Source organism: Candidatus Omnitrophota bacterium, assembly GCA_041653595.1.
Classification (GTDB): domain Bacteria; phylum Omnitrophota; class Gorgyraeia; order Pluralincolimonadales; family Pluralincolimonadaceae; genus Pluralincolimonas.
Genome location: JBAZFB010000003.1, coordinates 58479 through 79022 on the forward strand (window position 1 = coordinate 58479; position 20544 = coordinate 79022).

At 54.0% G+C, this 20544-nt stretch carries 19 protein-coding genes; all 19 read left to right on the forward strand.

Annotated elements, in window-relative coordinates; translation table 11 throughout:
- The 19 genes from rsmA (at window position 1) to WC317_02290 (ending at window position 20539) form a co-directional block, all read left to right on the forward strand.
- Window positions 1-840: a 16S rRNA (adenine(1518)-N(6)/adenine(1519)-N(6))-dimethyltransferase RsmA gene (gene rsmA, locus WC317_02200; protein MFA5338943.1), complete on the forward strand. Its 840-nt coding sequence runs from the start codon at window positions 1-3 to the stop codon at window positions 838-840.
- A gap of 48 nt (window positions 841-888) precedes the next feature.
- Window positions 889-1185, forward strand: a complete 297-nt coding sequence (gatC, locus tag WC317_02205) for an Asp-tRNA(Asn)/Glu-tRNA(Gln) amidotransferase subunit GatC (GenBank protein MFA5338944.1) — start codon at window positions 889-891, stop codon at window positions 1183-1185.
- Between the two features lie 7 nt (window positions 1186-1192).
- Window positions 1193-2638, forward strand: a complete 1446-nt coding sequence (gatA, locus tag WC317_02210) for an Asp-tRNA(Asn)/Glu-tRNA(Gln) amidotransferase subunit GatA (protein ID MFA5338945.1) — start codon at window positions 1193-1195, stop codon at window positions 2636-2638.
- On the forward strand, window positions 2639-4072 hold the full coding sequence (gatB, locus tag WC317_02215; GenBank protein MFA5338946.1) for an Asp-tRNA(Asn)/Glu-tRNA(Gln) amidotransferase subunit GatB: 1434 nt from the start codon (window positions 2639-2641) through the stop codon (window positions 4070-4072).
- 68 nt (window positions 4073-4140) lie between these two features.
- A complete protein-coding gene (locus tag WC317_02220) occupies window positions 4141-5481 on the forward strand; it encodes a S41 family peptidase (protein MFA5338947.1) in 1341 nt (446 codons plus the stop codon).
- Window positions 5478-6659 carry a divergent polysaccharide deacetylase family protein gene (locus WC317_02225; GenBank protein ID MFA5338948.1) on the forward strand — a complete coding sequence of 394 codons (1182 nt, stop codon included), beginning with the start codon at window positions 5478-5480 and terminating at the stop codon, window positions 6657-6659. Before WC317_02220 ends, WC317_02225 begins: the two co-directional genes overlap by 4 nt.
- Window positions 6660-6664: 5 nt before the next feature.
- Window positions 6665-7660 carry a tRNA (adenosine(37)-N6)-threonylcarbamoyltransferase complex transferase subunit TsaD gene (tsaD, locus tag WC317_02230; GenBank protein MFA5338949.1) on the forward strand — a complete coding sequence of 332 codons (996 nt, stop codon included), beginning with the start codon at window positions 6665-6667 and terminating at the stop codon, window positions 7658-7660.
- Between the two features lie 12 nt (window positions 7661-7672).
- A complete protein-coding gene (locus WC317_02235; protein MFA5338950.1) occupies window positions 7673-8356 on the forward strand; it encodes an MgtC/SapB family protein in 684 nt (227 codons plus the stop codon).
- A 24-nt stretch (window positions 8357-8380) separates the two neighbouring features.
- Window positions 8381-8914 carry a polymer-forming cytoskeletal protein gene (locus WC317_02240; GenBank protein ID MFA5338951.1) on the forward strand — a complete coding sequence of 178 codons (534 nt, stop codon included), beginning with the start codon at window positions 8381-8383 and terminating at the stop codon, window positions 8912-8914.
- A complete protein-coding gene (locus tag WC317_02245; protein MFA5338952.1) occupies window positions 8883-9278 on the forward strand; it encodes a helix-turn-helix domain-containing protein in 396 nt (131 codons plus the stop codon). The genes WC317_02240 and WC317_02245 overlap by 32 nt, the downstream gene beginning before the upstream one ends.
- Before the next feature lie 5 nt (window positions 9279-9283).
- On the forward strand, window positions 9284-10033 hold the full coding sequence (gene larB / locus WC317_02250; GenBank protein MFA5338953.1) for a nickel pincer cofactor biosynthesis protein LarB: 750 nt from the start codon (window positions 9284-9286) through the stop codon (window positions 10031-10033).
- Window positions 10030-11217 carry a nickel pincer cofactor biosynthesis protein LarC gene (larC, locus tag WC317_02255; protein MFA5338954.1) on the forward strand — a complete coding sequence of 396 codons (1188 nt, stop codon included), beginning with the start codon at window positions 10030-10032 and terminating at the stop codon, window positions 11215-11217. The genes larB and larC overlap by 4 nt, the downstream gene beginning before the upstream one ends.
- Window positions 11207-12916 (forward strand): ATPase, T2SS/T4P/T4SS family, encoded by a 1710-nt coding sequence (locus WC317_02260; GenBank protein ID MFA5338955.1) that lies wholly within the window; start codon window positions 11207-11209, stop codon window positions 12914-12916. The genes larC and WC317_02260 overlap by 11 nt, the downstream gene beginning before the upstream one ends.
- A gap of 1 nt (window position 12917) precedes the next feature.
- Window positions 12918-14654 carry a type II secretion system ATPase GspE gene (gspE, locus tag WC317_02265; GenBank protein MFA5338956.1) on the forward strand — a complete coding sequence of 579 codons (1737 nt, stop codon included), beginning with the start codon at window positions 12918-12920 and terminating at the stop codon, window positions 14652-14654.
- Between the two features lie 55 nt (window positions 14655-14709).
- The gene (locus WC317_02270) at window positions 14710-15978 is read left to right on the forward strand and encodes a type II secretion system F family protein (GenBank protein ID MFA5338957.1); all 1269 of its coding nucleotides are present in this window, start codon (window positions 14710-14712) and stop codon (window positions 15976-15978) included.
- Between the two features lies 1 nt (window position 15979).
- Window positions 15980-16450: a type II secretion system protein GspG gene (locus WC317_02275; protein MFA5338958.1), complete on the forward strand. Its 471-nt coding sequence runs from the start codon at window positions 15980-15982 to the stop codon at window positions 16448-16450.
- Between the two features lie 12 nt (window positions 16451-16462).
- The gene (locus WC317_02280; GenBank protein ID MFA5338959.1) at window positions 16463-16816 is read left to right on the forward strand and encodes a prepilin-type N-terminal cleavage/methylation domain-containing protein; all 354 of its coding nucleotides are present in this window, start codon (window positions 16463-16465) and stop codon (window positions 16814-16816) included.
- Entirely contained in the window at window positions 16800-17564 is a 765-nt protein-coding gene (locus WC317_02285; GenBank protein ID MFA5338960.1) for a prepilin-type N-terminal cleavage/methylation domain-containing protein, read from the forward strand. Before WC317_02280 ends, WC317_02285 begins: the two co-directional genes overlap by 17 nt.
- A complete protein-coding gene (locus WC317_02290; GenBank protein MFA5338961.1) occupies window positions 17561-20539 on the forward strand; it encodes a PA14 domain-containing protein in 2979 nt (992 codons plus the stop codon). The genes WC317_02285 and WC317_02290 overlap by 4 nt, the downstream gene beginning before the upstream one ends.
- Window positions 20540-20544 lie beyond the last annotated feature (5 nt).

Consider the following 20544-nt stretch of genomic DNA (forward strand, 5'->3'; position numbering starts at 1 on the left):
TTGTTTAACGCGTCCGAATTAAAATCCGTCCTGAAAAAATACGGGCTCACCCCGAGAAAATATCTCGGACAGAATTACCTGGTCGACAGCGATGTCATCGAGGATATAATAGAGGCATGCAGGTTCAGCGATACGGACTGGGTCATGGAAATAGGCGCGGGATTGGGCGCGGTCACGGAACGCCTCGCCCGCCATGTAAAGCATGTCCTGGCCATAGAGAAGGACAGGGGCGCCTGCGTGGCGCTCGGCGATATACTGAAGGGTCTCACCAACGTAAATATCGTCTGCGAAGATTTCCTTGAGCTTGATCTCGAGCGGGCGCTCGCCGAGTCGCCCTACAAGGTCAAGGTGGTAGGCAACCTCCCGTATTACATAACCTCGCCGATAATAGAGAAGTTGATCGCCGGCAGGCATAATTTTGAGTCGGTGTTCATAACGATCCAGAAGGAAGTCGCCGAGAGGGTGTGCGCAAAGCCGGGCAATAAAGATTACGGCTCGCTTTCTGTTTTTGTGCAGTACTACACCAAACCGCGCATATTGCTCGACATAGGCAAGCAGGCGTTTTATCCGGAGCCGGAAGTCGATTCGTCGTTCATCGAGCTCGCGATACTCCAGAAACCATCGGTCCAGGCCAACGACGAAGAGAAATTTTTCGCCGTCGTCAAAGCGGGCTTCGGCCAGCGCAGGAAGACGCTGCTTAATTCCCTTCTCTCGAGCGAGGAGATAAAACTCGATAAGGCCGGCCTGGCAGAGCTTCTTAAAAAGATCGGTATCGACCCGAATATCAGGGCCGAACAGCTCTCCCTCGAAGAATTCGCCCGCATCTCCAACGCCCTCTAAACCTCCGGTTGACATTTTGCGTAACTTATGATAATTTAGCAAGTTAAGATGAGCGAAATGGAAGAGAAGGTAAGATATGTAGCGCGGTTGGCGAGGATAAAATTGACCGATGAAGAGGTCGGTTTATTCTCGCGCCAGCTGGACGGGATACTCGGTTATGTCGATAAGCTTAACCGGAAGCTCGACATACAGGGAAAGACCCTGCCGATGAGCCACCCGCACGAAGCTTCGAACAGCTTTAGGGCTGACGAGGTGAAACCGTCGCTTCCGCCCGAAAAAGTGCTTGCGAACGCCCCCCAGAAGAAAGGTGATTTCTTCAAGGTCCCGAGGATAATAGAAGAATAATTCGCATATGGACAATCTTTATTCCCTCACGGCAGGCGAACTCCTGGGCTTGCTGGATAAGAAGACTATAAACCCCGAAGAGATAATCGAATCGGTATATTCCCGCGCGCAGTCCGTCGACAAAAAGATAAAAGGCTATCTTAATCTCGACAGGGAGAAGGCCTTAAGCCGGGCGAAGGACCTTCCGTCTTCCGGAAAATTGAAAGGCATCCCGGTCGCCGTCAAAGACAATATCTGCGTCGAGGGCGAGCTTACTACCTGCGCCTCGAAGATACTCCGCGGTTTCAAGCCCCCGTATAACGCTACTGTCATCGAGAAATTAAAGTCCGAAGGCGCGGTGATCTTCGGCAAGACGAATATGGACGAATTTGCGTTCGGTTCTTCCTGCGAAAACTCCTCGTATTTCCCGACATTGAACCCGTGGGATACCTCGAGGATACCCGGCGGCTCGAGCGGCGGTTCGGCGGCGGTAGTCTCTGCCGACGAGGCGATAATGGCGATAGGTTCGGACACCGGAGGGTCGATAAGGCAACCTGCTTCGCTTTGCGGCGTCGTCGGGATGAAACCGACATACGGCAGGGTATCGCGGTATGGGCTCATCGCGTTCGCCTCAAGCCTTGACCAGATCGGGCCGTTCACAAAAGACATCAAAGACGCGGCGCTGTTGTTGGGCGTAATAGCCGGTTTCGACGAAAAAGATTCAACATCGGTAAATGTTCCCGTCCCTGATTATGCGTCTTATCTGAAAAATGACGTAAAAGGCATGAAGATCGGCATACCCAAAGAATATTTCGTGGAAGGGATGGATAAAGAGGTCGAGGCCTCGGTCAGGGAAGCGATAGCCCTCCTTAAAGGCAAAGGCGCGCAGATCGTCGACGTATCCCTGCCGCATACCGAATATGCCGTAGCGGTATATTATATACTCGCGACCGCGGAGGCATCGTCCAATCTCGCGCGTTTTGACGGGGTGCAATACGGTTATCGCTGTGAGGATCCCGCGAACCTCCTTGATATGTACGAGAGGACGCGGGGCGAAGGTTTCGGCGCGGAAGCGAAGAGGAGGATAATACTCGGCACATACGTCCTGTCTAGCGGATATTATGACGCTTATTATCTTAAGGCGCAAAAAGTCCGGATGCTTATAAAGAACGATTTTGAGCAGGTCTTTAAGAGCGGCTGCGACTGCATATTGACGCCGACCTCCCCGACACCGGCGTTCAAGGTCGGGGAGAGGTCCGCGGACCCGCTTTCGATGTACCTCTCGGACATATTTACGATATCGGTAAACCTCGCCGGCGTCCCGGCGTTATCCATGCCGTGCGGATTCACGAAGGGCGGCCTGCCGATAGGGATGCAGCTCATAGGGAATTTCTTCGAGGAAGGGAAGATATTCAACGCGGCCTACGCTTACGAGAGCAATACCGATTGGCACAAGAGGAGCCCAAAACTTTAAATGGCGTACGAACCCGTCATAGGACTTGAGGTCCACGTCCAGCTTAAGACCGTATCAAAGATGTTCTGCGGCTGCACGACCGGATTCGGCGGCGCGCCGAACACCCATACGTGCCCGGTCTGCCTGGGTTTCCCTGGAGTGCTGCCGGTATTGAACCGCCGCGCGCTGACCGAGGCTATCAGGGTCGCGCTTGCCGTCGGCTGCAAAGTCTCCGATAAAGTCAAGTTCCACAGGAAAAATTATTTCTATCCGGACCTGCCGAAGGATTACCAGATATCGCAATACGACGAGCCGCTTTCCGAGAACGGCCGATTGAAGATAAAGATCAACGGCGGGGAAAAGACGATAAAGATAAAAAGGGTGCACATGGAAGAGGACGCGGGAAAGCTCATCCATGAAGAGGGCGGCGATTCAAGTTTTGTCGATTTCAACCGATCCGGGATGCCGCTCCTCGAGATAGTGAGCGAGCCGGATATAAATTCCCCGGAGGAGGCGTACCGGTACCTGACCGACCTGAAGCTGCTCCTGCGTTACCTTGAGGTATCGGACTGCGACATGGAAAAGGGCAGCCTGCGCTGCGACGCCAACATATCGATCAGGAAGAAAGGCGGGACCGGGCTCGGAACCAAGGCCGAGGTAAAGAACATGAATTCGTTCAAGGCCGTGAAGTCCGCGCTCGAGTTCGAGTTCGAAAGACAATCCAAATGCCTGGAGGCCGGCGAAAGGATAATCCAGGAGACGCGCCTCTGGGACACGGATAAAGGGGTGACCGTATCGATGCGCTCGAAAGAGGAAGCGCACGATTACAGGTATTTCCCCGAGCCTGACCTTGTCCCGTTCACGCTTGAGGCTGCGATGGTGGAAAATGAAAGAAAAGATCTCCCGGAACTGCCCGAAGCGAGGAAGGCGAGGTTCATCGGCGCGTTAAGCCTGACCGAATATGACGCCGAGGTCCTGACCCAGGATAAAGATACCGCCGATTATTTCGAGGAATGCGTCAAATTCTATAATAAGCCGAAGATCGTCTCGAACTGGCTTATGGGCGACGTCTCGGGATACCTGAACGCCAAGAATTTATCTGTCAGGGATTCGAAACTTAAGCCGCAGGCGCTTGCCGGCCTTTTGAAAGAGGTTGACTCCGGAAAGATAAGCGGCAAGATGGCGAAAGACATCGTCATCGAGATGCTCGATACCGGTAAGGACGCGTCCGCCATAATTTCGGAGAAGGGGCTCGCCCAGATCTCCGACACCGGCGAGCTCGAGAAGTCCGCCGAAGAGGCGATAGCGGAGAACGCGAAGACCGCGGAAGATTTCCTGAACGGCAAGGATAACGCGCTCATGTTCCTCGTCGGGCAGGTGATGAAGAAGACCAAAGGGAAGGCCAATCCCGCGGTCGTGAACAAGATATTAAGGGATAAACTTTCTAAAAAATGACATTCTTATTCAAATTGGCATATGTCATGCCCGCGAAAGCGGGCACACAGTTAACAAAGGAGAATAGGATGCGTAAGATCAAGTTTGCAGTCTGGCTTTTGGCGGTATTTTTAGCGCTTTCAACTTTCCTTTCCGCGGCGTCGACGGATACTGCCAAGGAACAGGCGTCGCAAAAGGCCCCGCCTGTGGCGGGAAAGACCCAGACCGCCCCGGCGGTCAAGGCCGCGCCCGATAAGGAAGAGGACATTTATAAACAACTCGAGCTCTTCTCCGACACACTTTCTATCGTCCGCTCCGAATATGTCGATGACGTCAAGACGAAGACCCTGATATACGGGGCGCTCAAGGGCATGGTCCAGTCGCTCGACAAATTCAGCGAATTCATGGACCCGGAGTCTTATGCCGAGATGAAGGTCGAGACCGAGGGGGAATTCGGCGGGATCGGCATCGAGATAGCCATCAAGGACGACCTGCTTACGGTCATCGCGCCGATAGACGATACCCCGGCTTTCAAGGCGGGAGTAAAGTCCGGCGACAGGATAGTGAAGATAGATAAAGACATAACGCGCGGCATCACCCTGGTCGAGGCGGTGAAAAAGCTCCGCGGAAAACCCGGGACGCCCGTCACGATAACGGTCCTGCGCGAGAGCGAGAGCAAGGTCCTCGATTTCTCGATAACAAGGGATACCATCAAGGTGAAGTCGATAAAGAACCCGAGGATACTGGAAGACAAGATAGGATACATCAAGCTCAGCATATTCCAGGAGCGTTCGGCCAGGGACCTCGAGGACGCGCTGGTCGAACTCGAGAAACAGGGGATGGACAGCCTTATCCTTGACCTGAGGAACGACCCGGGCGGGCTTTTAAATGTCGCCGCCGAGGTCTCGGGCAAATTCCTCCCGGCCGGAGAGATGATAGTATATACCAAGGGCCGCAATAACAAGCAGGAGATGGAGTTCCGCGCGAAAAATAAAAAGCCCAGGACCGATTACCCGATGGTAGTGCTCGTCGACCAGGGTTCTGCCTCCGGTTCGGAGATAGTCGCCGGGGCTTTACAGGACCACAAGCGCGCCGTATTGGTGGGGATGAAGACTTTCGGAAAAGGATCGGTCCAGACCGTCATACCGCTTACCGACGGCTCGGCTATACGGCTTACCACGAGCAAATATTATACGCCTAACGGCCGTTCCATCCACGGACAGGGCATCATACCCGATATAGTTGTGGAATTTAAGCCGGTCAAGAAGGAGACCGCTCCTAAGGAGGATCCCGACGAGGTCTTCGAGAAACTTGAGGAAAAGCCCGGGAAGCCTTCGGAGAAGAAAGAGGTATATGACAACCAGCTCCAGACCGCAGTGGACGCGATAAAGACGATGAGGATATACAAGTCCTCCGTCGTTAAAAAATGAGCAGGATAAACATCCGCAATATTATAGTTGTCATAGCGGCGGTTATCTGCGCTGTCTTCCTGTTCAATGCCGCGAAGGACCTTTTCCAAGACAGGACGCTTGACCGCATCCTGTCCGCCGAACTCGCCGCCGGGAAGGTCTCCAGCAAGGACATGGTCGGTAAAGTAAAGCATGTCTACCTCGAAAAGAGATATTGGGTCCCGGATTATTTTTCCTTCGATGATTTCGAAAGGCGTCTCGGAAAGTCGCTCGACAAGGCCGGGTTTAAGTTACTGCCGGTCTCGAAGACGGTAAAGGAAAGCGCGCTAAAAGCCGCAGTCCCCGGAGGGAGCAAAGCCCCTGAGGGGGCCAAGAAAGAATTCAGGGAAGAGGCGTCTTTCCTGATCGCGGAACGCCCGTCGAGCAACCCCGTATTCCGCCTGACGCTTATCCGCAGGATCCCGGCCATCCCGGCGCCGCCGGCTCCGAAACCCCCGGTTATCCCGGCGCCCCCTGAAGTAAAACCGTCCCCGGTAACTCCGCGTCCGAAGCTGGCTATAGTGCTGGACGACTGGGGATACAACACGAAAAATCTCGACGCTCTCCTGCAGTTGGACATGCCTCTGACGGTTTCGGTCCTGCCCGACCTGCCGTATTCGACGCTCATCGCGCAAAAAGCGGAAGAGCGCGGTTTTGAGGTGATCCTGCACATGCCCATGGAACCTAAGGCCAAGATGAGGCTTGAGCTGACGACGCTTCGCACCGACATGAGCGAAAAAGAGATCCAGGCCGGGTTTTCCAAGGCCCTGCAGACAGTCCCCGGCGCGGCCGGGGTCAATAATCACGAGGGATCCAAGGCTACCGAGGACCGCAGGTTCATGAGGGTAGTGTTCGGCGAACTGAAGAAGAATAACATGTTTTTCCTCGACAGCCTCGTCACGAACTATTCCGCTTGCGAGCGGGTCGCGAGAGAGACCGGCGTTAGGTTCGTCAAGAGGTCGGTATTCCTCGATAATGAGAGCGATCCCGCCTACATAAAAAAGCAGTTCGAAAAGGCGATGGCCCTCGCGATAAAGAGCGGCGGCGCGGTAGCGATCGGGCACGACCGCCCTAACACCATAGCCGTTCTGAAAGAGATGGTCCCGATCATCGCGAGCAAGGGCATAGAGATGGTATACGTATCGAATTTGGCGAGGTAAGGATAATGCTTGTCCTCGGCATCGAGACATCTTGCGATGAGACGGGTGCCGGCGTGGTAAAGGACGGCAACGAAGTGCTCTCCGACGCGGTAGCTTCTTCTCTCGAATTCCATAAGAGATACGGCGGTGTAGTCCCGGAGATAGCCACGCGCTACCATCTGGAAGTCATTGATTATGTGGTGAAGGATTCGCTCAGATCGGCCGGAAAAACGTTAAATGATATCGATCTCGTCGCGGTGACGCAGGGACCGGGACTGGTGGGCGCGCTCCTTGTCGGGATATCGTTCGCCAAATCCCTCGGTTATTCCCTCGGCATACCGGTCGTGGGCGTAAACCATCTCTGGGCGCATATCTACTCAGGGCTCATCGGCCGTACCAAGGTCAAATTTCCGATCATGGGCCTTGTCGTTTCCGGAGGCCATACCAGCCTCGTCCTTTGCGAAGATATAGGAAAATTCAGGTTGCTCGGCCAGACGAGGGACGACGCGGTAGGCGAGGCGTTCGACAAGGTCGCAAAGATACTCGGGCTTGGTTATCCGGGCGGGCCGGCGATCGAAAAGGCGGCGCTCCGCGGCGACCCGGACGCGGTCAGGTTTACTTACCCATATATGGGCGATGATTCATACGATTTTAGTTTCAGCGGGATGAAAACTGCGGTATTATATCATGTGAAGGGCCGGAAGCTTACCGCTGCAATGAAAGCGGATATCGCGGCGAGTTTCCAGAAGGCCGCTGTCGGAGCGATCGTCGAAAAAGCCGTATCGGCCTGCGCGGCAAAAAAGATAGGCTGCCTGGTCGTAGGCGGAGGCGTGAGCGCCAACAGGATATTAAGGGACGAGCTTACCGGCGCCGGCGAAAGGAACGGGATAGAAGTCATATTCCCGCCGATGCGGCTTTCGCTCGATAACGGCGCGATGATCGCCTCAACGGGTTACCTTTTATTCAAGAACGGGAAGAGGTCGGGACTGTCCCTGACCGCCGAACCGGATCTCGGCATCTAGAAGGAGAGAGCGATGGGACTCAGCGAATACGACATGATAATCAGGCTGTGCCTGGCCGCGATATTAAGCGGGTTTATAGGATACGAGCGCGAGGTCCACGGGAGGTTGGCCGGCCTGAGGACACATATCCTCGTAGGTATCGGCTCGACCCTCATAATGCTTACCTCGATGCATATATTCGATATATACAGGGGAGTGGCGACCCCTGACCCTGCCCGCATCGCGGCGCAGGTCGTTAGCGGTATAGGTTTTCTCGGAGCCGGCACGATAATAAGGTTCAAGGCCTCGGTCCGCGGCCTTACTACCGCGGCAAGCCTCTGGACCGTCGCGGGCCTCGGCCTCGCGGTCGGCGCAGGCTTATTTATAGCGGCTACCGTTACGACGATCCTGGCGTTATCGGCCCTTTTCTTCCTCAACAGGCTGGAGAGGGTAATGATAAGGAGGGATTGGTATAAGTCCCTCGAGATAGACACAAAGGCCGGCGCCTCGCAGCTCCAGGAGATACGGTCGGTCCTTTCCGAGTATGACGCGGAGATAAAAGATTTCGACGTGAAAAGATCCTCGTCTTCCGAGGACCTCATCATAAAGATCAATGTCAAGCTTTTGACCAACGAATTCGATAGCGAGATATTGTCCAAGATCCGCGAACTGGACGGGGTCAAGAGAGCGGGTTGGTCGTCGTCGGTCGATTCATAAAAGCACGAGAGGGGGTGTGTCAAGATGCTCGGCAAAGGAAGGAAAGTGGAAGAGAAGGTATTGGATGTCGATGCCAGCATGCAGGGAACGATGTCTTTCAAGGACCCGGTGAATCTGCAGATAAACGGGAGGTTTGAAGGCACGCTTGACACCAAGGGGACGCTTACTATAGGGGAGAAGGCGTTCGTGAGCGCGAACATCGTCGGAGACGAAATAACTATTGCGGGAAAAGTGACCGGCGAAGTGGTCGCGAAAAAATCCCTGAAGCTCATCTCCCCGGCGCGCGTCGACGGGAACATAAAGACGCCGCTGCTGGAGATAAGCAAGGGGGCCGTCCTGAACGGGAATTGCCAGATGGTCTCCGGAGGAAGGGCCTCGTCGCAGGCCGCGGCCGAACTGATGGAAGTGGAAGAGGTCGCCAGGTATCTCGAGGTCGATTCATCGGTGGTCAGGGATTGGGCGGTCAGCGGGAAGCTGCCCGCGATAAGGGAAGGTGACAGGCTGCATTTTGATAAAGCCAAGATAGATGAGTGGATCGCATCGGAACGAATTAAATAAGGCATTCGACGCTCCGGCCGAAAAGGAGAAGCTTATAAGCCTCCATGACGCCGCGGATATCCTCGAGTTGAGCGAGGAGGAGCTGCGGCGTTTCGTCGCCGAAGGGAAGATCCCCGCTTACAGGATCGGCGGCGAATACCTGAGGTTCAGGAAGAGCCAGGTCGAGGCCTTGCGCAGCAGGATACGCATACTGAAGCACCAGTCGGTCCCGATACTCGACATCAGGCCGGCGCAGAGGGAAGAGAAGAAGGCCGGGTACTCGATATTCGACAGGATAAGGGATTTCGTATATTTTAACGATTTCTATATCCTCGCGTTCATTTTGATCGTCCTTTTAGTGGCGTTCATTCTCCTGAGAAGATAGACATCATGGATTATTCCAGGCGTTCGATAAAAAAAGTACTCTCTCATCTTAAGGACGGCAGGATCTCCCAGGGGGCGGCTTTCAAGAAGTTCGAGCATTTTCCTTTCCACGACATGGGTTTTGCCAAGATAGATTTCCACCGCGCCATCCGCAAGGGTTTCCCCGAAGTCATATTCGCGCCCGGCAAGAAAGACCGCGATATCGCCGAGATAGCGAAGCGCATCATCGCCAGCGGGAATACGCTCCTTATCACCAAGGCCTCACCGGAATTATACGGGTATCTTCGTATCTCCATACCCGTCCTGAAGTTCAACGAGGACGCGAGGATGATATATTTTGCGAAAAAAAAGCCGCGGCTCAAAAAGAGCGAGGTGCTTATCGTGACCGCCGGCACATCGGATATTCCTGTCGCCGAGGAGGCGGCGTTGACGCTTGAACTCCTCGGGAACCGCGTTGGAAGGCTTTACGATGTCGGGGTCGCGGGCATACACAGGGTGGTCGGCAACATCCCGCTCCTGAAGAAGGCGAAGGTCATAATAGTCGTAGCCGGGATGGAGGGGGCGCTGGCCTCGATAGTCGGCGGGCTTGTCGCCTGCCCGGTCATAGCCGTGCCGACGTCGGTGGGATACGGCGCTTCGTTCGGAGGGCTCTCGCCGCTTTTGACAATGCTTAACTCATGCGCGCCGGGGGTGTGCGTAATGAACATAGATAACGGTTTCGGCGCCGGATATTTCGCGGGGCTTATAAATAAATGACCCATCCCAAAAAAATATTATACCTTGATTGCCCGAGCGGGATAAGCGGCGATATGTTCCTGGGATCGCTCATAGATTGCGGCCTCGATATCAGGCGCCTCGCCTCGCAGCTGCGCAAGATGAAGATAGGCGTATATAAATTGGCCGCGCGCAAAGTCTCGCGCGCCGGCGTATCAGGCGTCAAATTCGACGTCATATATAAAAAGCACCACGGGCACGAGCATACCGACGACAAGACATTCAAGGGCATCGTGAAGGCGATAAGGTCATCGGGCCTGTCGACCCGGGTCAAGGAAATGTCAGCCGCCGTTTTCACCAACCTCGCGAAAGCGGAGAGCAGGGCCCACGGGATCCCGGTTGAGAAAGTGCATTTCCACGAGGTCGGAGATATAGATTCCGTCGTGGATATAGTCGGCGCCTGCGTCGCTCTGGAGGAGATGGAAATAGATGAGGTCTATTCTTCACGCCTCACTATCGCCGCTCCCGCTCCCGCGACCGCTTACCTGTTGCAGGGGATAGATATCTCCGTCGCCGGCGCGCCTTTTGAATTGGCCACACCCACAGGCGCCGCGCTCCTTAAGACATTTTCAAGATCGCAGATCGATATACCGGCAATGAAAGTCCTCCGGGCCGGGTTCGGCGCCGGAAGCCGTGAGATCCCGGACAGGCCGAACCTGCTCAAGGCGATAATAGGCGAGAGAAGGACAAACGGCGACGCGGATGTCGTCACGGTATTGGAGACCAACATCGATGATATGAACCCCCAGGTCTACGGGCATCTTATCGACAGGCTCTTTGAGGCGGGGGCGCTGGATGTTTATATCACGCCCGCGATAATGAAAAAATCGCGGCCCGCCTGCGTATTGACGGTCCTCTCCGGGCCCTCGACGGCCGGGGATCTCTCAGGGATCATCTTCGAAGAGACGTCCACATTCGGCATCAGGCGGCATAACGCCGAACGGCTGAAACTTGAACGTAAAATAGTTGAAGTAAAGACAAAATATGGTAATATAAAGGTGAAGGCGGGCTTCTACAAGAACTCGCTTAATATCTGTTCTCCGGAATACGAAGATTGCAAAAGGATCGCGCGGCTCAAAAAGGTTCCTTTTTCGGCCGTCAGGCGCGAGGCCGAGGCCGCAGCGAGCAGGAAGATAAAAGGGGAGAAGCGGGGATTTGCTAAATAAGAGCAGGCTCATAGCCGAATACGTCAGGTCCATAGGGATCCTGGAAGAATCCCAGGTCAAGAACGTCCTTAAGTCACAGGTCGAATCTGGCGGCCGTCTCTCCGACATCCTCACCGGAATAGGTTTTTTAAAGATAGAACAGCTCAGGGACCTCATCGTGCAGGAATTCTCCCTCGCCCGTTCCCCGATCTTCGACATGGAGATACCGTTCGACGTGCTCCAGAAGGTAAAACCGAACATCGCCTACCGGCATAGGATGGTGCCTATTAAATACGCGGACGACGTGCTTACCGTCGCCACCGATGATCCCATAAATCTCCTCGGGCAGGATAATCTCGAAGACTTGACCGGATGTAAATTAAATTTTGTCCTGACCTCGGAGACCAACCTCTCGATCGCGCTCGAAAAACATTACGGGGGCAGCAAGAATATCCTCGATGCGGTCGCGCAGAAAAAGGATTCGGAGATAGCGGTATCTTTCAAGGGAGCGGCCGGAGAGGTCGCCAAGGAAGAGGAGAAAGAGGAAGCCCCGATAATAAAACTGGTCACGCAGATAATCGCCGAGGCCGTAAAGAACCGCGCCTCGGATATCCATGTCGAGCCGCTCGAGGACAAATTCCGGATAAGATACAGGATAGACGGTGTTTTGCACGAAGTGCCGGGCCCGCCCAAACAGCTGCAGCCGTCTATTATAAGCCGCCTGAAGATCATGGCGGGCATGAATATCGCGGAGAAGAGGCTGCCCCAGGACGGCAGGATAAGGATCCATGGCGCGGGAAAGGACCTCGACCTGCGCGTCTCCACGCTCCCCGCTCTTTATGGTGAAAGCGTGGTCATGAGGATCCTAGATAAATCGAGTTTCATGCTGGGCCTTAAGGAATTGGGATTTCTCCACGGGGACGCGGACACGTTTGAAAGGCTGATACATCTCCCTTACGGGATGTTGCTTATAACCGGTCCCACCGGCAGCGGCAAGACGACGACGTTATACGCCTCGCTCAGTTATATCAATAAGCCGAACAAAAAATTAATAACGATCGAGGACCCGGTCGAATACCAGATCTCAGGGATAAACCAGGTCCACGTCAAGCCTTCGATCGGCCTGACTTTCGCTTCCGGCCTCAGGACGATGCTGAGGCAGGCGCCCGACGTCATAATGGTCGGCGAGATACGCGATTTCGAGACGGCGTCTATCGCGATACAGGCGGCCCTGACCGGGCATCTCCTCTTCAGCACGCTCCATACCAACGACGCTGCCGGCGCTTTTACGCGCCTGATAGATATGGGCGTAAAGTCGTATCTGGTGAGCTCTACGGTGCAGGCCGTCATGGCCCAGCGCCTCGTCCGGAAGATATGCGACAACTGCAGGGAAAACTATCAACCGAGCCTCGAGGAATTATATGTGCTAGGCTACAAACAGGACGATCCGAAAGCAAGCGAGATAAAATTATGGCGCGGGCACGGCTGCAAGAACTGCAATTATACGGGCTACCGGGGAAGGATAGGCATTTTCGAGCTTCTTATCAATACCGACGAAATAAGGGAGATGATCATAAAGAGGCTGCCTTCTCCCGAGATCCGGGACGCGGCCCGGAGGCACGGCATGAAACTCCTGCGCGAGGACGGCCTCTCGAAAGCGCTGGAGGGCATAACCACTATATCTGAGGTCGTGCGCATAACGCACGGTTACGAGGAATAAAATGGCCCCGGAAAAAGAACAACAGTCTAAACAGGAAAAATTCAAGAAGATAGGCCAGATGCTTCTCGAGAAAGGCCTTATAAATGACCATCAATTGGAACAGGCCCTCGAGGAACAGAAACTGACCGGTAAACTCCTGGGCCGGATCTTGATCGATATGGGGCTGGTCAAAGAGGAGGATATCCTCCAGGTCCTCGGCGCGCGCTCAGGCTTCTCGGTAGCGAGGCTTAAGGGTACGAAGATCCCGAAGGAGGTCATCGACAAGGTCCCGGCCTCGGTCGCCAAGATATATACTATCATTCCCGTCGCCATCGACGGTAACCAGCTAACCGTCGCTATTGCCGATCCTCTGAATGTGGCTGCCTTCGACGACCTGCGGTTTACCCTCGGGATGAACATCAAGGGCGTCGTAGCCAGCGATGAGGAGATAAAAGAAGAGATACAGAAATATTACGGATCCGAGGGAGAGACTATACAGGACGTCCTCGGCGTGTTCGGCGAAAAGATGGAACTCCTCCCGGTCGGCGAAGAAGCGACGGATATCTCCACGCTGCAGGAGCTCGCTTCCCGCGCCCCGGTCATAAAATTATTGAACATGATATTACTGCAGGGGGTCAAAGAGAAGGCCTCGGACATACATTTTGAGCCGTTCGAATCGGATTACAGGATAAGGTACAGGGTAGACGGCGTCCTCTATGAGGTGGCGCGGCCCCCGAAGAACTTGAGCCTCGGACTTTCGTCGAGGATAAAGGTCATGGCGAACCTCGATATAGCCGAACGCAGGCTTCCCCAGGACGGGCGCATCATGGTCACGATAGAAGGAAAGAGCGTCGACCTCAGGATTTCGACATTGCCGACGATATTCGGAGAGAGCGTCGTCATGAGGGTGCTCGACAGGACGACTGTCAGCCTTTCGATCGACGATGTGGGGATGCTCGAGGATACAAAGAAGAGGATACGCACCCTGATCATCAAGCCCAACGGGATACTCCTCGCTACCGGCCCGACCGGTTGCGGCAAGACGACCACTTTGTACGGCTGCATGAAGGAGATAAACAAGATAGAATATAAGGTCATCACGACCGAGGACCCTGTCGAGTACGACCTTAAAGGCGTAATACAGGTGCCGATAAACGCCAAGATCGGCCTTACCTTCGCGACGTCGCTTCGCCACATCTTAAGGCAGGACCCGGATATAATCATGGTCGGCGAGATCCGCGACGCCGAGACCGCCCAGATAGCCATCCAGGCCTCGCTCACCGGACATCTCGTCTTCTCGACCATACATACCAATGACGCGGCAGGGACGATAACCAGGCTTATAGATATGGGCGTCGAGCCGTTCCTCGTGACCTCGACGCTCGAGGCCGTACTTGCCCAACGCCTCGTCAGGAAGATATGCCAGTTCTGCAAAGAGGAATATACGCCCGAGCCGGAGATGCTATCCGACCTGGGGATAAAGCCTGAAGTCGCGAAGGGGAAGAAGTTCTACAGGGGAGCCGGCTGCGTAAAATGCAATAATTCCGGATATAAAGGAAGGACCGGCATATTTGAGCTCCTTATCCTTAACGACAAGCTCAGGGCCCTGATAATAGAGAAGGCCCATACCGCGTTGATAAAAGAGGCCGCCATAGAGGCCGGCATGAAGACCCTTCTTAACGACGGCCTTGAAAAGGTATTCCTCGGCGCCACTACGCTCGAGGAGGTCCTTAAAGAAGCCCAGACCGCGATCCTTTGACTTTCGGTAACTTATAGGGTATATTTATACTATAGACGAGAGAGGAACTACAACTATGGCAATATTCAATTACGTGGCTATCGACAAGGACGGGAAAGAGATAAAAGGCAGGCTCGAGGTCAACTCTAATGATGAGGTAGTGACCCAGCTCCGCCAAAAAGGGCTCTATCCGGTAAGCGTAAGCGAGGAGAAGTCGAAAACGCCCGCTGCCGGCGCGGCTAAAGACCTGCGTGAGGGCCCTGCCCCGGCTAATAAAGGATCTATACTGAATCTCTCGCTGGGAGGGGTCAGCCAGAAGCAGGTGACCGTTTTTACGCGGCAGCTGGCTACACTTATCGGGTCAGGCCTTCCTCTTGTGCGCGCGCTTTACGTCCTTGAGCGCCAGGAGAAAGGGGCCCTGAAAACGACCATCCGCGGCCTGGCCGAACAGGTAGAAGGCGGCAGTTCTTTTTCCGAAGCGCTCTCGAAATATCCGAAGGCTTTTCCCCCGCTTTATGTAAACACGGTCAAGGCCGGCGAGACCGGCGGCGTCCTTGAAGTCGTCCTGACGCGCCTGGCTGAATTCGCCGAGAAGTCGCAGAAGCTGAACAGCAGGATAAAGGCCGCCCTTATCTATCCCGCCCTTGTCCTGACGTTGGCGCTTTCGGTCTTATTTTTCCTGATAACTTTCATTGTCCCGAAATTCATGCAGATATTCAAAGAGATGAACGTCGAACTGCCGGGTCCGACAAAGGTGCTCCTCTTCGTCAGCAGTTTGATGAAAGACAGATGGTTTGTCGGGCTAGGGATCATCATCTTTGTCATCGTGGTCTATACGATATTGTCCAGGGTAGCGGCGACGAGGCTGGTGATCGACAGGATAAAATTGGAGCTTCCGGTAATGGGGCCGTTGATCCGCAGGATAGCCATCGCGCGTTTCTCGAGGACGCTGGGCACTTTGCTTTCGAGCGGCGTCCCCATCCTGCAGTCGCTTATGGTCGCAAAAGATACGACCGGTAACGAGGTCATGGCGCGCTCGATAGTCCATGTCCACGACAGCGTACGCGAGGGAGAGACTGTGGCCAAGCCGCTCTTAAAGGCCGGTTTGTTCCCGGCGATGGCCGTCAATATGATATCTGTCGGCGAAGAGACCGGCGCCCTCGACCAGATGCTCCTCAAGATCGCGGACGTCTATGATGAAGAGGTGGATGTCACGGTAACGGGCCTTATGTCGTTATTGGAACCTTTCTTGATTATCGGCATGGGCCTGATCGTCGGCTTTATAGTAGTTTCGATGTTCATGCCGCTCTTCAACCTCATAACCGCATTGGGAGGGAATGGTTAAAATGGAAAAACGCAAAAGCGGGTTTACGATAATAGAGTTGATAGTCGTCATGACGATCATCCTTATATTGGCGGGCCTCATAACCGGCGCCGCGCAGAAGGCGAAGCAGCAGGCTATGATAGCCAAAGCCAGGTCGATGATAGCAGGCATCGAAACCGCGCTGGGGATGTTCCAGGCGGATACCGGGATCTATCCCGCTTCCGCTAATTTGTATACGAACCTTGTCAGTTCCGCGACCGGCCTTACGACCGTCCAGGCGCAGAATTGGTCCGGGCCTTACATGAATTTCCAGACGAATGAAATAAATACCACCGCCGGCACTATACTCGACCCCTGGAACAGCGCCTACCATTATACTAACACCGGTTCGGCCTCGCACGGTTACGATCATTACATTGATATCTGGTCCAACGGCCCTAATAAAGTGGACAATAGCGGCGCGGGCGACGATATAACCAACTGGAAAAGATAGCTCCTTAATATTATGAGAAAAGGTTTCACGTTAATAGAGATAGTCATATCGCTCGCGATACTCGCCATAGGGCTGGTGGGCATATTGTCTCTTTTCCCGATAGGCTTTGACTCGGCGAGGCGCTCGGTGAATTCCACGCAGGTAGCGGTCTTTGCCAATAAGCACCTCGAAGAGCTGCGGAACACCGGATTTCCTTCTTTAGGCGTCACGAGCGGGGACTTCTCCGACCCGTCTTATACGTGGACGCAGAGCGTCTCAACCGTAGACGCGATCGACGCATTAAGGCAGGTAGACCTGACGGTAAGCTGGCAATATAGGAACAGGGGTTATCAACAGGTATTCACGACCTATGTGGCGACCAGATAGATATATAAGAAGGAATAGCTCCGGCCTGACCTTGGTCGAGATCCTCGTCGTGGCCGTCATCTTCTCCATCCTCGTCACCTCCCTGTTTACGGTCTTCAGGGGCGGGCTCGATTCCTGGCGCAAGGCCGAGACGATCCTCGATATGTACCAGAACGCGAGGTTCGCGCTCGACATAATGGAGCGCGAAATATCCTCCGCCTATCTTTACCAGGAGAGCGCCAACACCGCCTATTGGACTAAATTTGAAGGTTATCTCTCCGCGTCAGGCCTAAAGACCGGCTCCGCAGGCGGCGAGATATTTTTCGTCGCGCCGATAGCGAATAATCCGGGCAATAAGCAGGACCTCTGCGAAGTCGGATATTGGCTCAGGAACGATAACCGCCTCATGCACCATTTCGAGTATTTCGACGGAAGCGTAGTGCCGGTCGCCTATGATTTTTCGAAGAAAGCCGACGGCTCCGGCGATACGGGCGCCTCGGATGCCGCCATCGCAAGTAACGTCACGGCGCTTACCTTTACCTATTATTACAGGGGTACCGCCGGCGCCGCGCCGGCCGCGACCGTTACCAGTTGGAATTCGGGCCTTGACGCGCTTACCGGCGCCACCGAGAATTACGATTCCGGCGGCAACAAACTGATACCCGACGGCCTGCCCGACGCGGTGGGGATATCCATAACGCTGCAGAGCAGGGACGGCACGCAGACAAAGACCTTCACGGATTTCATAAGGGTCGTAGGTGCGAGATGAAAGAGACTAGCCCTAAATACAAAAAGAAGAGAGGCGTAGCCCTCATAATCTCGGTGGGCATCCTGGCGCTCATCGCGATGATAGCCACGAGCTTCGCCATAAACATGCAGCTCGAGTATAGGGCCGCGGCGAATTTTATGTATTACACCGTAGCCAAAGAGCTGTCCGGCGCGGGCCTTGATAAGACGATCGCCGATATCCGAGCTTTGGCGGCAAACAACAGTTACGACGACGTCATGGCTGTCATAAATGCGTCTCCTTACGCCAACCCTGGGACCGAGGTAAATTTCGCGGGAGGGAGCTATCAGGTCTATGTGGAGAGGGAGGACCAGAAGATAAACATAAACACCCTCGATGAGACCGATTATCCGTGGATAGATGAGTTGAAAAGCAAGGGCCTTTCATACGATGACATCGCGAAGATGATCAATTATCGCGTTCCGGAGACGGAGTATAGCAGTATCACCTCTGTATTGACCGCCACCGGCCCGCAGTCCTGTAACAGCGGCACCGTCCAGAAGCACGGGCCTTACGCAACAGTCGAAGAATTGCGACTTGTCCTTAACGACGACATCAAATATAATGCAATAAAAAACTTCGTTACCGTCTATGCCCCGGTGATACCGGGAGGGCTTACCGGTAAGTATTACTCCCAACCCGATAATACGGTGTGGGATAAAAACTCGATCCTGGGCCTTGGTAATTTTTGCGGAAAAGTCGTGGAATTTCGCGCCCTTAAAGAGGCGAAGGACTCCGGTTCAGCTCCCTGGCCTCCTTCCAATACATTCCCGGGCGCCGACGGAGATTGGAACGGATGGAGCGAGGCGCACGACGCGGAATTTGCCGGGGGCTATATAGCCGCTGACTGGACGTGGCGGTCAGGATTGGATTATTTCGGCGCGGTATTCACCGGATATATATACATACCTCAGGACAAGGTGAACCAGGATATAACCTTCAAGATGCGCAGCGAGAACGGCTGCAGGCTTTTTATAGACGGGACGAAATTGATCGAGGATTGGACCGACAGGAACATGGGCGGCTGGCCGTCAGATAATGTCCTCGTCTCTCCGGCTGTTACCTTCAGCCGCGCCGGCTGGCACCCAATAAGGATCGAATACTACAACAAAGACAACCAGAACACGGTCCAGCTTAAATGGGACGCCTACGGTTCTGACGATTACGTTCCGGCCGAATACTTCGGATATTATCCTTCTTCTTATTACGGGGATATCGCGGTCGACTCGAACCCGGTGACGACGCCTAAGACATACAGGGCCGCCTCCAGGCTCGGGACGGATTATAACTCGGCCGGTATCCTGAAGATAGTCTCTACAGGGAAGACGAAAAAGAACGGAGTCGTCGTCGCCGAAAAGAAGACGACCTCGGTCATACAGGTATTTAATACCCTTACCCAATCTACCCGGGCCGAGTTTTGGGCACCCTGGTTCTCTCTCTACAACAATTTCAGCGACGGGGAGGTAAGGAACGTGACTTGGCTCGATTCGTGTCCGACCAGCCAGGACGGTTTCGACGGCAGCAAGATGAATTGGGAGGGAAGTTATCAGAAAACCCCCGATTCCGTCAAGCTTGGATACTGGGACAACTTCAACGATGATATTGCCTACACCGCGATAATATTGAAGGGGGGATATGTAACGAAGTTATTCGGTATAGCGTGGTGGGATTGGGATGTTCACACATTTCCCAGCACCCATGAACACTGGCTTCCTAGAGGAAGAATAGACGGTGAAGATGCAACTGCTATAAATTGGGACGGCGATTATGTGTGGCCCTGCACTTTCGGCGATTTTTCCGTCCCGGAAGGGTTCAAGGAAGATGGCATTAATGGCACCTATTGCCTCAGAATGGATGTACCGGGATATTATTACGATGGATGCACGGCTGAGGAAAGGCAAGCCGAATTAAACAGTTATTACTACAAAGCAGACTCGCCATTGGGCTACGATATCTTCGCCAGGTCTTATGTCTATGACAACGGACAGAAGCAGACATGGGACAGCAACTGGCAACGGCCTCCAAGCCAGCGCTTGGCTAATCCGGGATATCCCGACCATATTCCATCATTTTTGACGGGGTATCTCATCCTCAAGACCGATCCGCCGTATACAGCTGACCATCAGACAAAACCCGGGGACGTTTATTATACTTTTGTCCAAAACGGTACCGACTGGTTCGGTTCCTCCGACCTGGATGCGAGCGTATTATATTGTCCGGGCAAGACAGACTCGTCAAGCGGCGCCTATTATTCCTGGGATGAGGATGCGCAACAGACGCAGTACTACATATTAGCGGCGATAGGGGTGGGAACCACCTATCAGGCTTATTATTCCTATACTACCGAGAGTGGTTCCGGTTGGGTCACCACGGGAGCATCCGGAACCGGCAGCGCGTCCAAAGCAGGTGTCGTAGCGTTTAGGGCAAACAATATATATTATGTCGATCTCGACTTATTCTGGCAGGGGACCCCCCCCTACACCAATGAAGCATTCGTCGATATGGTATACGACAGGACCGACGGGATAACCGATAATAACCCCAGATATATAGGCAGCACCAGCGAATGCGTGACCGACTTCGACAATGTCAGGGTCATATATCCAAAGGGCTATATCGTATCTGCGTCGCTTATAGCTAAACCTCCTTTGGACAACTCCAATATAATATGGGATACGATAACGTGGAATGACGCGAATCCGAATCCGGCCGGTACCTCGATAACGATGTATGCCAGGGCGGCAGACAGCCTTTCCACAACCGATGACTTCTCGACTGAATATGCGAAGGGGGACTCGATATCATCCCTTTCAGGAGGCAGGTTCCAGTATAAGGCTTTATTGATCACGTCCGCGTTGAACCCTAATGACTATTCGGCCAGCAGCTCCACGCCTGTCCTGAAGGGCGTCACCGTGATGTACCACCGGCCGAAAGCCCGGGTATTCTACCAGCAGTAGGGATA